11 protein-coding genes are annotated in these 12943 nt (G+C 51.1%); 9 read left to right on the top strand and 2 right to left on the bottom strand.

The genetic code is table 11. The annotated features are described in order from the left end of the window. Window positions 1–11 precede the first annotated feature (11 nt). Entirely contained in the window at window positions 12–899 is an 888-nt protein-coding gene (mmsB, locus tag AC53GJ_RS12810; protein WP_496728110.1) for a 3-hydroxyisobutyrate dehydrogenase, read from the top strand. Between the two features lie 111 nt (window positions 900–1010). Then, complete coding sequence (locus AC53GJ_RS12805; protein ID WP_496728108.1) at window positions 1011–1772, top strand: SDR family oxidoreductase; 762 nt, start codon at window positions 1011–1013, stop codon at window positions 1770–1772. Between the two features lie 69 nt (window positions 1773–1841). Here the strand turns inward: AC53GJ_RS12805 and AC53GJ_RS12800 are convergent, their stop codons facing one another. After that, window positions 1842–2945, bottom strand: a complete 1104-nt coding sequence (locus AC53GJ_RS12800; protein ID WP_496728106.1) for a phosphoribosylaminoimidazolesuccinocarboxamide synthase — start codon at window positions 2943–2945, stop codon at window positions 1842–1844. Between the two features lie 129 nt (window positions 2946–3074). Between AC53GJ_RS12800 and AC53GJ_RS12795 the strand changes: the two genes are divergently transcribed. From AC53GJ_RS12795 to AC53GJ_RS12775, 5 genes are all read left to right on the top strand, one after another. Next, complete coding sequence (locus AC53GJ_RS12795; protein WP_496728104.1) at window positions 3075–3788, top strand: class I SAM-dependent methyltransferase; 714 nt, start codon at window positions 3075–3077, stop codon at window positions 3786–3788. Further along, window positions 3785–4738 (top strand): CPBP family intramembrane glutamic endopeptidase, encoded by a 954-nt coding sequence (locus AC53GJ_RS12790; protein ID WP_496728103.1) that lies wholly within the window; start codon window positions 3785–3787, stop codon window positions 4736–4738. The genes AC53GJ_RS12795 and AC53GJ_RS12790 overlap by 4 nt, the downstream gene beginning before the upstream one ends. A gap of 208 nt (window positions 4739–4946) precedes the next feature. Further along, window positions 4947–5498 carry an NADPH-dependent FMN reductase gene (locus tag AC53GJ_RS12785; RefSeq protein WP_496728101.1) on the top strand — a complete coding sequence of 184 codons (552 nt, stop codon included), beginning with the start codon at window positions 4947–4949 and terminating at the stop codon, window positions 5496–5498. Beyond that, window positions 5495–6565, top strand: coding sequence for an alpha/beta fold hydrolase (locus AC53GJ_RS12780; RefSeq protein ID WP_496728099.1), 1071 nt, complete (start codon window positions 5495–5497; stop codon window positions 6563–6565). Before AC53GJ_RS12785 ends, AC53GJ_RS12780 begins: the two co-directional genes overlap by 4 nt. A gap of 376 nt (window positions 6566–6941) precedes the next feature. Further along, window positions 6942–7187 carry a hypothetical protein gene (locus AC53GJ_RS12775; protein WP_496728097.1) on the top strand — a complete coding sequence of 82 codons (246 nt, stop codon included), beginning with the start codon at window positions 6942–6944 and terminating at the stop codon, window positions 7185–7187. A 203-nt stretch (window positions 7188–7390) separates the two neighbouring features. On the opposite strand, the gene rne is transcribed toward AC53GJ_RS12775, so the two are convergent. Further along, window positions 7391–10717: a ribonuclease E gene (rne, locus tag AC53GJ_RS12770; RefSeq protein ID WP_496728095.1), complete on the bottom strand. Its 3327-nt coding sequence runs from the start codon at window positions 10715–10717 to the stop codon at window positions 7391–7393. 537 nt (window positions 10718–11254) lie between these two features. On the opposite strand from rne, the gene rluC reads away from it, so the two are divergent. Beyond that, entirely contained in the window at window positions 11255–12208 is a 954-nt protein-coding gene (gene rluC / locus AC53GJ_RS12765) for a 23S rRNA pseudouridine(955/2504/2580) synthase RluC (protein ID WP_496728093.1), read from the top strand. 73 nt (window positions 12209–12281) lie between these two features. Beyond that, window positions 12282–12926 (top strand): HAD-IA family hydrolase, encoded by a 645-nt coding sequence (locus AC53GJ_RS12760; RefSeq protein ID WP_496728091.1) that lies wholly within the window; start codon window positions 12282–12284, stop codon window positions 12924–12926. Window positions 12927–12943: the final 17 nt, after the last annotated feature.

Genomic DNA, 12943 nt, shown 5'->3' with positions numbered 1-12943 from the left:
GGATCTACAAGATGGCAACAGTCGCGTTTATCGGTTTAGGCAACATGGGTGGCCCGATGGCCATTAACTTACATAAAGCTGGTCATCAGGTGCAGGCTTTTGATTTATCTGCAGCGGCGCTGCAGCATGTGGCGGCCGAAGGCTGTCAGGTGGCTGCTTCAGCGCAGGCGGCAGTGCAGGGCGCTGATTTTGTCATTTCGATGCTGCCAGCCGGCAAACATGTGGCAGCTTTGTATCTGGGTGAACAAGGCGTGGCTGCTGCCATTGCGCCAGGCGCTCTGGTGCTGGATTGTTCCACTATTGATGCCGCGACTGCCCGTATGGTCGGCGCCGGATTGGCAGCCAAGGGCATTGCTTTTATTGACGCGCCTGTATCAGGCGGTGTTGGCGGTGCTAAAGCCGGTACTTTGACCTTTATCGTGGGTGGCAGTGCTGAGCATTTTGCCAAAGCGCAGACAGTACTGACGGCAATGGGGAAAAACCTGTTTCATGCCGGTGATATTGGCGCTGGCCAGGTGGCTAAAATCTGTAACAACATGCTGTTATCGATTTTAATGGCCGGTACCAGTGAAGCATTACAGCTTGGGATTGATAACGGACTGGATCCAAAAGTACTGTCGGAAATTATGCTGAAAAGCTCAGGACGCAACTGGACACTGGAGTTGTATAATCCTTGCCCTGATGTACAGCCCAACGTGCCCTCCAGCAACGATTATCAGGGCGGCTTTATGGTCGATTTAATGGCAAAAGATTTGGGACTGGCTGCCGAGTGTGCGCAGCTAAGTCAATCGGCCACCCCGCTCGGTTCGCTGGCACGCAATTTATATGTGACACATCAGCGCCAGGGCAATGGCAAGCTGGACTTCTCCAGTATTTTCCGCCTGTTTGGCCGCAAATAACCGACACTGCAGGCGCTGACAGCCAGTTCTGCCAGCGCAGCGAACTGCCGGTTACTGATTTTAATCCACCGCCTGGAACTGTAGTACAGGCAATTATGAGAAAGGTTGAAGATGAATTTACCAGGCAAAACTATTGTGATCACCGGTGGCGCGCAGGGCCTTGGTTTAGAGATGGCGCGGATGTGCGTCGCAGCCGGCGCCAATCTGGCACTGATTGATATGAACGAAGCACAATTAGCCGATGCAGCCGCAGATTTAGCCGCTGCGGGTGTCACTGTCCGCACTTATGTCGCGAATGTCGCTGTCGAAGCCGAAGTTGAAGCCACTTTTACCGCCATTGATCGCGATTTTGGCGGCATTGATGGCCTGATCAATAATGCCGGTATTTTACGCGATGGTCTGTTACTGAAATATAAAGACGGCCAACTGCAAAGCAAAATGTCATTGCAGCAGTTCCAATCGGTGATTGATGTCAACCTGACCGGCGTATTTCTGTGTGGCCGTGAAGCGGCAGCCCTGATGGTGCAACGGGGTCGTCAGGGCGTTATTATCAATATGTCCAGCGTGGCGCGCTCTGGCAATATGGGCCAAACCAACTATGCGGCAGCCAAAGCCGGGGTGGTTGCGATGACCGTGACCTGGGCCCGTGAGTTAGGCCGTTATGGCATCCGGGTTGGCGCCATAGCACCAGGCGTGATCCGTACCGCGATGACAGATGCGATGAAACCTGAAGCCCGTGATCGGTTAGAAAAAATGAAACCAGTCGGTCGGTTAGGTGAAGCAACTGAGATTGCGCATACCGCGAAATATATCTTTGAAAACGATTTTTTCACCGGTCGGGTGGTCGAAATCGACGGTGGTATTTCGATGTAAGGCCAACAGCTTAGCCGCCAACAAAAAGCCCGCATCAGCAAGCGGGCTTTTCATATTTAAAGCAATAGCTTAATCAATCAACTGATACTGTTCAGTCAGCACTGCAATAATTTCAGCTTTTGGATTGGCGGATAACACAATCGGCTTGCCAATGACTTTTTCGGCGATGGCCAAATAGGTGCGGGAAATATCCATCATCACCTCGGTTGGCAAGGCGTTATCGCGCGCCAGCGCTGCGCGCTCTGGCATCCGGTCTTTGTTCAGCAGAATGTCCGGATCCGGGAAATGGTTGAGTAACCACTGGCGGAAACCTTCTTTCGATTGTTCGACAATGTGGCCATCGCGCCAGGCAGATCCATCCCAAATCCGTGAGCTGTCCGGCGTGCCGACTTCGTCCATGTAGATCAGTTGGTCATTACCGTCAGCGGCTTTGACATAACCAAACTCAAATTTGGTATCAACAAACATCTGATCCAGTGCTTGCAGTGCCTGACTAATGACGGCAAAACCTTCTTTGAGCAGTTTTTCGTACAGATCGATATCCGACACTTGGGCAAAACCAAAAGCCTGATAATGCCGTTCGATATCGCTGCGGGCAATATTGACATCATCAGCTTCAGGAACACCCGCCAGACCTGTCAGAATGCCTTTGGTCGATGGTGTGATCAGAATGTCTGCCAGTTTCTGTTCTTTTTGCAAACCTTCCGGCAGCGTGATGCCACAAAACTCGCGTTCACCTTTGCTGTAAGCACGCCACATGGAGCCGGTGATATATTGCCGGGCAATGGCTTCAATTTTCACCGGACGGGCTTTTTGCACAATCCACACCAGTGGATGCGGGATATCCAGAATATGACTGTCGGCCAGACCTTGCTGTTTAAACAGCGAAAACCAGTGATTCGAAATTGCATTTAACGCCGCGCCTTTGCCTGGTACGCCATCCAGACCATCCTGACCATGCCAGATGCAATCAAAGGCTGAAATGCGGTCGCTGATCACCATAATGGCCAGTTCGGTATCGGCCGGAACCGGATAGTTTTTTTCGCGGATTAAACGAGCACTGTCAGCTGGAGTCAGCCAGTACACACTACGAACTTTGCCGGAGTGAACCGGTAAATGAGTACGGATCGGCAGATCGTCGTTGACCGCCAGGACCTGAGTTGCAAGAGTCATGTTCACTTCTTCTGTCGATGGAAAAAAGGCGCGGCAATTCTAACAGAATCTGACGGTGAACAGAATCTGCCAGCCGAGATAAAGTCTGTCTGCTATCATGCTGTATTTCTGCGGTTGATGGGGTTATTGATGTCTGTATTACCACACGCCAGCGTTTTGAGCTGTCCACTTTGTCAAAGCCCGCACAGCGGCTTCTTTAGTCAGGACCAAAGACGCTGTTATTTTCTTTGTGCATGTTGTGATCTGGTGTTTGCCGATCCAGCCAGTTTGCTCGACAGTCAGGCGGAGCTGGCGATTTATCAGCAACATCAGAATGATCCGGCCGATCAGCGTTACCGCCAGTTTCTGGCAAAATTGGCCACGCCTTTATTGCAAAGGTTGCCATCGCAGCCTGATGCCAGCAGCCAACCTTGGCAGGGGCTGGATTTTGGTTCAGGACCCGGGCCGACATTATCCTTAATGCTGGCCGAAGCAGGTTTGCAGATGGCCGTGTACGATCCCTATTTTGCCGCCGACAAAAGCGTGCTGCAGCAAAGGTATGATGTGATTTGCTGTACTGAAGCCATTGAACATTTTTATCAGCCTGCACAGGAATGGCAATTATGGCTGCAAATGCTCAAAGCGGGTAGCTGGCTTGGACTAATGACGAAGTTAAGACCTCAAACCGCTGATTTTGCACGCTGGCATTATAAAAATGACCCGACTCATGTCAGCTTTTTCAGTCAGCAGACTTTTCAATACCTGGCGACACGTGATGGTTTTTCGTTGGAAATTATCGGCAATGATGTGATTTTGTTGCAGTATTTGCCATCTAATATCAAGGCGACGGGGGCCACAGCATGACTGAGGCCGTAACAGGACCATTGATTGATTTGATGCAGCCACAAGCTGTGGTCTGGCTGTTTATGGCTGCTGCTATGTTGTTGCAGTGGCTGCCGCGGCTGCGGCTGACTAGTGCAGCTCAGCACAGTCTGACCGATACGGCCGCTGTCAGTTGGTTACTGCTGGGCGCTGCTGTTGGCTTGGCGTTATGGTTTGCGCTGTTGCAATGGACGACTCTGTGCGGCTTGCTGTTATTGTTGGTACTGCTGCGCTGGTGCCGGTGGCGTGGTGGTTATTGGTTGGTACTGATGCATCTGCTGGCTGTATCGGCTTGTCTGGCGCTCAGTTTGCATTTGATCCCCGGCTTTGATAACTGGCTGGTGCTGTCGCAGGTACAAGCCGGTGCCGACAGTGCGCTCTGGTCTATGTATCTGAATCTGGATAAACCACTGGCGCTTTTTATCTTAGTCTACATGCTGCCTGAGCTGAACCAGCACCAGGCCAGGTTAACGCTGACCGGTTGGCAGCCGTCGACTGCAGCAGTGACAGTTGCAGAATGGTTGCGCTGGGGCTTATTGCTGCTGTTGTCCATCACAGCGCTCAGTGCGTTAGCGCTGTCGGCAGACTTTATCCGGCCTGAATTGAAATTACCGACCTGGTGGTGGCTTTTTTTACTGAATAATTTGTTGCTGACCTGTTTGGTGGAAGAAGCATTTTTCCGTGGTTATCTGCAGCGGCAATTACAGCAGAAGTTTGGTCCGCTGATCGCTTTAGTGCTGGCGTCCAGCTTGTTTGGGCTGGCTCATCTGGCCGGTGGCTGGCTTTATGCGCTGCTTGCCACTGTGGCAGGCCTGTTGTATGGCTTGATTTATCTGCACAGCGGTCGGTTATGGTTAGCCGTACTGGCCCATGCGTTGTTGAATTTTAGTCACCTGTGTTTGTTTACTTATCCATGGCCGCTCACGCGTTAAGCGCTACGGCTGTTTTAAGTTGCTGAGCCAGCGGCTGATTTTCATCGAGCAGCCATTGTCAGTGACGGCACTGGCGTTCATACTGATTTTTACCGGCGAGACCTGGTTACTGATGTCATAGTGCTGACTTCAGTGGCTGGCAAGCTGAATAATGTCACCGCAACCCTGAGTCGCAACGCTGCGGCTTGGTAATCAGCAAGGAGTGAAGATGAGCCAACTGACTATTCTGGCGATTTGTGGCAGTTTACGCGCCAAATCACACAATTTAACCTTATTAAAATATGCCCAGCAACATGCGCCACAAGGTGTCGAGATTGTACTGGCTGATTTACAACAAGTACCGTTTTATAATGCGGACTTGACGGAAAAACCAGCCGCAGTACAACAGCTGATTGCTCAGGCTGCCAGCGCAGATGCATTGTTATTTGGCTGCCCTGAATACAATTATTCAGTGGCGCCAGCGCTGAAAAATGCACTGGACTGGTTATCACGTGAACCAGATAATCATCTGCTGGCTGGCAAAGCGGCGGCTATCATGGGGGCCGGTGGCGGTATGGGAACTTCCAGGGCTCAGTATCATTTGCGTCAGATTGGCGTGTTCCTTGACTTACATTTTGTCAACAAACCAGAAGTCTTTGCCAATGCTTTTGCCGGCACCTTTGCTGCGGACGGCAGTTTAACGGATGAGCGTATTCAGTCGGCGATAGTGCAACAACTGCATGCATTGCTGAAGCTGAGCCGGCAGGTAAAAGCAGTATGACATTGCGCTTATCTTTGTGTTGCCGGGCTGTTTTGTTATCGGCGACGCTGCTAGTACCTGGCTTGTCAGCGCAACAATTGCAAGCGCCTGCGACAGCTGTTGCCTGGCTGACTGAAACTGAGCTCGCCAGCCACAGTCAGCAGATTGAGCAATTCTGGCAACAACAAGTGGTGCAAGGCAGTTTTAATGGGGCAGGTGGCGTGCCGCTGCATTTTGCTTATGTGAAACCGGCGGCGGCAAAAGCCAGTATTGTGCTGATTGCTGGCCGTACTGAATCGGTGATTAAGTATCAGGAACTGTTTTACGACTTAAGCCGGCAGGGTTATGCCGTGTTTGCTTATGATCACCGGGGTCAGGGCTTGTCCGGCCGGATGTTAGCGGATCCGCAGCTCGGTCATGTGGAAGACTTCCAGCTTTATGTCGATGATTTACACGTTTTTATGCAAAAGATGCAACCCGAGTTCAGTGCTCAACCGCTGGCGCTGGCGCATTCGATGGGGGGCGCTATTCTGAGCTACTATCTGGCGCAATATCCGGATAGTTTTCAGGCGGCGGTAATGGCGTCGCCGATGCATCAGGCCAATACGCAGTTGCTGTTTGGTCCGTCAGATGGTTGTTACCTGGCTTCGGCTTTGAGCTGGACTTGTCCGGACTGTTATGCCGGCTTTTCTGCGAAGCCCTATCAGGCCGGGACTTTCAGTGATAATCCCTATACCCACTCCGAGCTGCGTTATCAGCGCTTTCGGGCTGCTTATCAGCAATATCCTAAAGTACAATTGGGTGGGCCGAGCTGGCACTGGCTGACGGAAGCTTGCCATGTTGCTGCGGAATTACCGCAGATTGCCGGTCAAATCAAAACGCCGGTGCTGATACTTCAGGCCGGTGCCGATGCTATTGTCACGGCCGCAGCGCAGCAACAGTTTTGTCAGGCGTTAGGCCCGCACTGTGAAGGTGGGGCGGTCAAGGTCATTGATGGCGCCGCCCACGAGCTGTTAATCGAAGCTGATGCATACCGTTTGCCGGCGCTGACGGCCATACAACAGTTTTTTGCCCGTTATATCCAGTAAGCTGCTGGCTGGCCGTTGCAGTGCTAAATTGCTACAGCGGCCAGTCGCATATTGTGCTTGCCAGTAAGCACAAACTGTTGTGTTGCCGAATGTGGTCACTGCCGTCAACGCTGAGAGGACCACTTGCCTGAATTATCACAGAATCAGCTATATCGCTGCATTTAAATGAATTTTTGATAAATAACTAATAACTGCATTGTCAGCATTACTTCGGCCATTGCGCTTGATATTGTCAATGACAGAGACCTGCATCGTTCGCAGCCACAACCGGGATATGCCCGGTTTTTTAATCAAAGAAAATGACAGCGTTGTCATTTTCGCAACAAGCAGGGCTCTGCTGCACCAGGTTTTATATCAACAATCAGAAGGAATATGTATGAAAGCATTTATCAGCGCTGCTGTGTGTGCGTTAGTTTTGTGTTCAGTTGGTGCTGCCGCCCAGCCGGCAGTTGCAAAAGCGGCTGTGACCAGCAGCAGTTGCCAGTGGCAGTTTTTATATCAGGAAAAAGTGGGTAACCCGAGCCAGTACGGCACTATTATTGATTGGTATGGTGCAGTGGGTCAGTGTCAGTATTCACGTAAGGGCTATAACTACAGAACCAGCAGTTGGATTTATTACTAAGTTCACCGCACTGAGTGCTGCAATAGGCGGTAACATTGCGAGTGCTGACGGATGAATTTCAGCGCTGGAGATTTGCTGAGCTGCGGCTGACGATGTCTCCTATGCCGGCTTCGCAACGAGAGCGCATAAAAAAAGGCCCGTCTGGGCCTTTTTAGCTGCATCAGCCGTTCACATCAAGCGGCGGCTGTGCTCCGTCAGTCTGCTTACTCGTCGACTGATTGTGGTTTGGTCATTGGCGCTGTGCTGATCTGACGAGCAGTTCTGCTGCTGGAAACCACTACCGGCCGTTCTGCTGCAGGTTTTGCCACTGGTGCTTCAACCACAACTTCATCCGCAGTTGCTGCAGGTTTGGTCATCGTCGATGTCACCATATTGCCATAACGGTTGGCACGTGCTTTACTCGCTGGAGCTGGAGCTGGAGCTGGAGCTGGAGCTGGAGCTGGAGCTTCGGCCACAGGTGCAGCCGCCACCACCACTTCAGACACCGCTGCTGTCGTTGGTACTGCATCAGCGGATTGTTCCGCGATTTCAGTTGCAACTGCAACAGTCTCAGTGGCCACGACCACTGCTTCCACAGGCGTTTCGCTTGCAACAGCTACTTCAGCAAGCACAGCTGATGCCACCACTTCAGCGGTTACAGTCTCTGCAGTCACGACTTCCGGCTGCACCGGCGCAGCTTCAACCGCAATTACAGGGTCTACAGCTGGCTGGCGCTGACGCTGGCGTTGCCGTGGTTTAGCTGGCGTTGGTTCAACTGCTGCGTCGGTGGCCTCAGCCACAACAGCAGTAGTACTGTCGGTGCTTGCAGTATCGCTGTCCGGCGACACCGCAACGGCAACCTCTGCAGTCTGGCTTTCTGCGACAATGCTGGTAGTGACCACAGGTGCAGTCACATCAGTAGCGGCGTCAACTACGGCAGTTTCAATCGGCAACGCCAGTTGTTGCTCGGCAGTGGCGGCAATTTCAGTCGCTTCATCCGCAGGGTAACGGGCTGTCACCGCTTCATCGCTTTCACCAGCTTGTTGCTCTTTTTTCCGCTTTTGACCAGCAGCTCTTAAATGCCGTGGCGAGCGACGCGAACGGCTGCGATTTTCTGCGTTTTGTTCCGTCTCAGCCACTTCTTCAGGGCTCTCGTCAGCAGCAACAGTTTCAACGGCAGTTTCAGTGACAGTCACAGGCACTGCAATGTTGTTGATTGCAGTGTCAGCAGCAACTTCGTTAGTAGCAACTTCAGCGACTGCCACCGCAGCAGGGACGGCGACCACAGTTTCAACCACTGCAGCATCAGCCACCACAGCTTCAGTTGCGACAACCAGTTGCTCCGCACTGACGGCTTTTTCTAACCGGACTGATTTACGCATATTGCGACGTTGCCGGCGCTCAGCGACTTTGCTTGAACTCACCAGTTCTTCTTCGCTATCGACGACTGCGACTTTTGGCAATTTCTCAGCCTGTGGTTTCTTGCCGTCATGACGTTCAGCTTTGTCAGCACGTTCTGGCCGGTCGGTACGCTCAGTGCGCTCAACACGTTCAGCACGATCCGGACGTTCAGCCTTGTCGGTTCGTTCAGGACGTACCGGGCGTTCGCCGCGGTTCGGTCGTTCTTGCCGATTGCCTTTTTGCTCATCACGCGGTTTGTCGTCACGTGATTTCTCCTCACGGACCCGTTCATCGCGCTGCTGACCACGCTCGTCCTGGCCTTCTGGCCGACGATTCGGGTTGTTACGACCATTACGACGGTTTTTATTGTCGCGGTTATTGACCCGGCGTTGTGGTTGCTCGGTTTTTTCCACTTCAACAGTTGCTGGCGCTGTACCGAATAATGATTTAAAGAAACCGGTAATTTTGCCAATCAAACCAGACTCGGTTACTTCAGCTACCGCGGCTGCTTTGACCACAGGTTTCGCGACAGGAGCGGCAGCAGCAGTGGCTGGCGCTTCTTGTAACGACATGGCTGCGATGGCAGGTTTTTCTTTCACCGCATCTGACACCGGCTGATACAAGGCATTTTGCATCGCTGGGGCTTTCACCATGTTGTAGCTGGATTCTTCGATCTCTTCATCGATACGAATACGCGTCACTTCATAGTGTGGCGTTTCCATATGTTCATTTGGAATGATATAAATGCGTACACCTAACCGGCTTTCGATGCGGCGGATAGACTCACGCTTTTCATTCATCAGGTAAGTGGCAACTGACACCGGCACCTGCGCATGAATCTGGCTGGTGTTGTCTTTAATCGCTTCTTCTTCGATTAAGCGTAAAATCGATAACGCCGAAGATTCGGTGCTGCGGATAGTACCGCGGCCATGACAACGTGGACACACATGCGTGGCGGACTCACCTAAAGATGGGCGTAAACGCTGACGTGACATTTCCAGCAAACCAAAACGCGAAATACGGCCGATTTGGACGCGGGCACGATCTTGTTTCACCGCTTCTTTTAAGCGGTTTTCTACTTCACGCTGATGCCGCACTGGCGTCATGTCGATAAAGTCGATGACAATCAAACCACCTAAGTCACGCAGACGGAGTTGACGGGCAATTTCATCGGCAGCTTCTAAGTTGGTGTTAAAGGCGGTTTCTTCAATATCGCCACCTTTAGTTGCTTTTGATGAGTTGATATCAATCGCCGTTAAAGCTTCGGTGGAATCGATGACAATAGAACCACCAGAAGGTAACCGGACTTCGCGACGGAAGGCAGTTTCAATCTGGGTTTCAATCTGGAAGTGCATAAACAGTGGCACTTCGCCCTGATACATCTTCACCCGATGGGCGAAATCGGGCCGGAATTGCTGGATATAAAGTTTGGCTTCATCAAAAATTCGGTTGTTGTCGATCAAAATTTCGCCAACATCACGCCGCAGGTAATCGCGGATCGCCCGGAATACCACGTTGCTTTCCTGATGGATCAGAAATGGGGCAGGGCGGTTTTGTGCTTCGGTGGTGATCGCTGACCAGTGTTTCATCAGCGCTTTTAAGTCGTAATCCAGCTCTTCGTAAGATTTACCCACCCCAGCGGTGCGGACAATCAAACCCATGCCATCCGGCATTTCTAACTGACCTAATGAATCTTTTAATTCCTGCCGTTCATCGCCTTCAATCCGGCGCGAAATGCCACCTGCTCTTGGGTTGTTTGGCATCAGCACCAGATAAGAACCAGCCAGACTGATAAAAGTAGTCAGCGCAGCACCTTTCTGGCCACGTTCTTCTTTATCAATCTGGATAATAACTTCCTGGCCTTCGCGCACTACTTCTTTGATATTCGGGCGACCATCGAAGGAATAACCTTGCGGGAAATATTCGCGGGAGATTTCTTTTAACGGCAGGAACCCATGACGCTCAGCGCCATAGTCGACAAAAGCTGCTTCTAAGCTTGGTTCTACGCGGGTAATACGGCCTTTATAAATGTTGGCCTTTTTTTGTTCATGGCCTGGGCTTTCGATATCCAGGTCGTACAGTTTCTGGCCATCGACCAGGGCAACGCGGATTTCTTCTTCCTGCGTCGCGTTAATGAGCATTCTTTTCATTGTGTCTGACTCGTTCGTTCAGCCACAACAACAGCGCGCATTTCGTTTGCGTGTCAGATGTTGTCAAACATGTTTCTGGTGCAGTCTCCCGACTGGAATGCTTGAATAATCAATTAATTATCAATTGTTATTATCAATCTTGCTAATCCGGCCGGATTGGAACCCCAGCCGTGTTACAAATTTGCTCTGAATCACATCGCTTACGAGCGCTGCGTTATAGCTGTCTTTTTAATTTTTGTGCTCACAGACCGGAAGCGGTGTTGTGCTGGTATTGGTAACAGATTACGCAGCATTACCTCAAGCATCTGGCGTTTATTCTCGTTCAGGAAAGATAAAATCGTTGGTTTTCACCACGAATTAGGTATGATCCGTTTCCCGAACGGTGCCTCACAGCTTCTCTTACGTCTTGTTGAGCGCCCTAATGGCCTGATGTGGCTTGACCACCGGCACAATTAGCGGGCTGATTATCACACCAATCAGACATTAATAGCAACTTAAATGTAGTGAATTCTACCAGCGGCAGAGCAGCAAATATCCATGACAGATGAAATCAAAACGCCAATCCAATATATTGATGTGGATGAAGAATATGCCGGCCAGCGGCTGGACAACTTTTTGCTGACGCGACTCAAAGGTGTGCCGAAAAGTGTAATTTACCGGGTGATCCGAAAAGGTGAAGTACGGGTCAATAAAGGCCGTACCAAACCTGAGTACAAGTTACAGTCAGCTGACCAGGTGCGGGTGCCGCCGTTGGTGGTGGCAGCAGAGAAAGATCAGGTGTCGACTAAACTGTCGCTGGTGAAAAATTTAGAAAGTCATATTTTATTTGAAGACAATGATTTAATCGTGTTGAACAAACCGACCGGCATGGCAGTGCACGGTGGCAGCGGCTTGCAATTTGGCGTCATTGAAGCACTGCGGGCGCTGCGGCCTACCGCTAAATTTCTTGAATTAGTCCACCGGCTGGATCGTGATACCTCAGGCTGTTTATTGATAGCCAAAAAACGCTCAGTGCTGACCAATTTGCATGAACAACTGCGGCTCAAAACCGTGGAAAAGAAATATTGGGCGCTGGTGGCAGGGCAGTGGGATGCGCGCGATAAAAAAGTGACGGCGCCATTGAAGAAAAATACCCTGCAATCTGGCGAGCGGGTGGTACGGGTCGATGAAAAAGAAGGCAAACCTTCAGAAACCCGCTTTAAGATTTTACAGCGCTATGCCGAGGGTACTTTGGTCGAAGCTTTTCCGGTGACTGGCCGGACGCATCAGATCCGGGTGCATACTGCTTGTATGGGCCATCCGATTGCCTGTGACGATAAATACGGTGTTAATGAATTTACCGCACAGATGAATAGTCTGGGACTGAAACGGTTATATCTGCATGCCAAAACGCTGGCGTTCACTCATCCGAATACCGGCTTGGTGATGAAATGGGAAGCGCCGCTGGATCATGAACTGGAAAAAATTCTGACCCGATTGGTTAAAAAATAATGTATGGCTTCCGCTACGTCGCCCGTTGCACGTCGCGATAGCCCAATCCGTAAGCTAAGAGATAGAAGCAATAATGTCAGCAGTAAAAGTAGTGATTTTTGACTGGGACGGCACAGTGATGGATTCAGTTGGCAAAATTGTCAATTGTGTGCAAATGGCAGCAGCGCAAAATATGCTGGCAGTGCCTGGTTATGACGAAGCCAAACAAATTATCGGTTTAAGCCTGGATCCGGCTTTTGCCAGATTATTTCCGCAAGCGGACGCCGCGACCCGGTTGTTGCTGGCAGAGGCTTATAAAGATGCCTATCAGCATCATGACAACACACCGACACCTTTGTTTAGCGGTGCCCGCGACGTGTTCAGCCAGTTGCAGCAACAGGGGTATCTGTTAGCTGTTGCGACCGGTAAAATGCGCCGTGGTTTGCAGCGGATGTGGGACGAAACCGACACGGGGCATTTTTTTACCGCCAGTTGTTGTGCTGATGAAGCCCAGTCTAAACCCCATCCACAAATGCTGCAGCAAATTCTGGCATATTTGAAATTGCAGCCAGCACAAGCCTTGATGGTGGGTGATACGGTACATGATCTGGCGATGGCGCATGCCATAGCGATGCCGCGTGTCGGAATCACTCATGGTGTGCATGGTCCGGCTGATTTTGCGCCTTTCGCCCCCAAAGCCGTGATTGATTCGTTGCCTGAGTTACCAGCGCACTGTTAATAACTTAGCTTGCCATC

It is taken from the genome of Rheinheimera sp. B2H12 (assembly GCF_059620065.1).
The sequence above is the reverse complement of the archived record's forward strand: the minus strand, read 5'-3'. Positions and strand labels throughout refer to the sequence as shown.

Coding starts and splice junctions, on each gene's coding strand:
- mmsB (WP_496728110.1), top strand. CDS start 12: ATGGCAACAGTCGCGTTTATCGGTTTAGGCAACATGGGTGGCCCGATG.
- AC53GJ_RS12805 (WP_496728108.1), top strand. CDS start 1,011: ATGAATTTACCAGGCAAAACTATTGTGATCACCGGTGGCGCGCAGGGC.
- AC53GJ_RS12800 (WP_496728106.1), bottom strand. CDS start 2,945: ATGACTCTTGCAACTCAGGTCCTGGCGGTCAACGACGATCTGCCGATC.
- AC53GJ_RS12795 (WP_496728104.1), top strand. CDS start 3,075: ATGTCTGTATTACCACACGCCAGCGTTTTGAGCTGTCCACTTTGTCAA.
- AC53GJ_RS12790 (WP_496728103.1), top strand. CDS start 3,785: ATGACTGAGGCCGTAACAGGACCATTGATTGATTTGATGCAGCCACAA.
- AC53GJ_RS12785 (WP_496728101.1), top strand. CDS start 4,947: ATGAGCCAACTGACTATTCTGGCGATTTGTGGCAGTTTACGCGCCAAA.
- AC53GJ_RS12780 (WP_496728099.1), top strand. CDS start 5,495: ATGACATTGCGCTTATCTTTGTGTTGCCGGGCTGTTTTGTTATCGGCG.
- AC53GJ_RS12775 (WP_496728097.1), top strand. CDS start 6,942: ATGAAAGCATTTATCAGCGCTGCTGTGTGTGCGTTAGTTTTGTGTTCA.
- rne (WP_496728095.1), bottom strand. CDS start 10,717: ATGAAAAGAATGCTCATTAACGCGACGCAGGAAGAAGAAATCCGCGTT.
- rluC (WP_496728093.1), top strand. CDS start 11,255: ATGACAGATGAAATCAAAACGCCAATCCAATATATTGATGTGGATGAA.
- AC53GJ_RS12760 (WP_496728091.1), top strand. CDS start 12,282: ATGTCAGCAGTAAAAGTAGTGATTTTTGACTGGGACGGCACAGTGATG.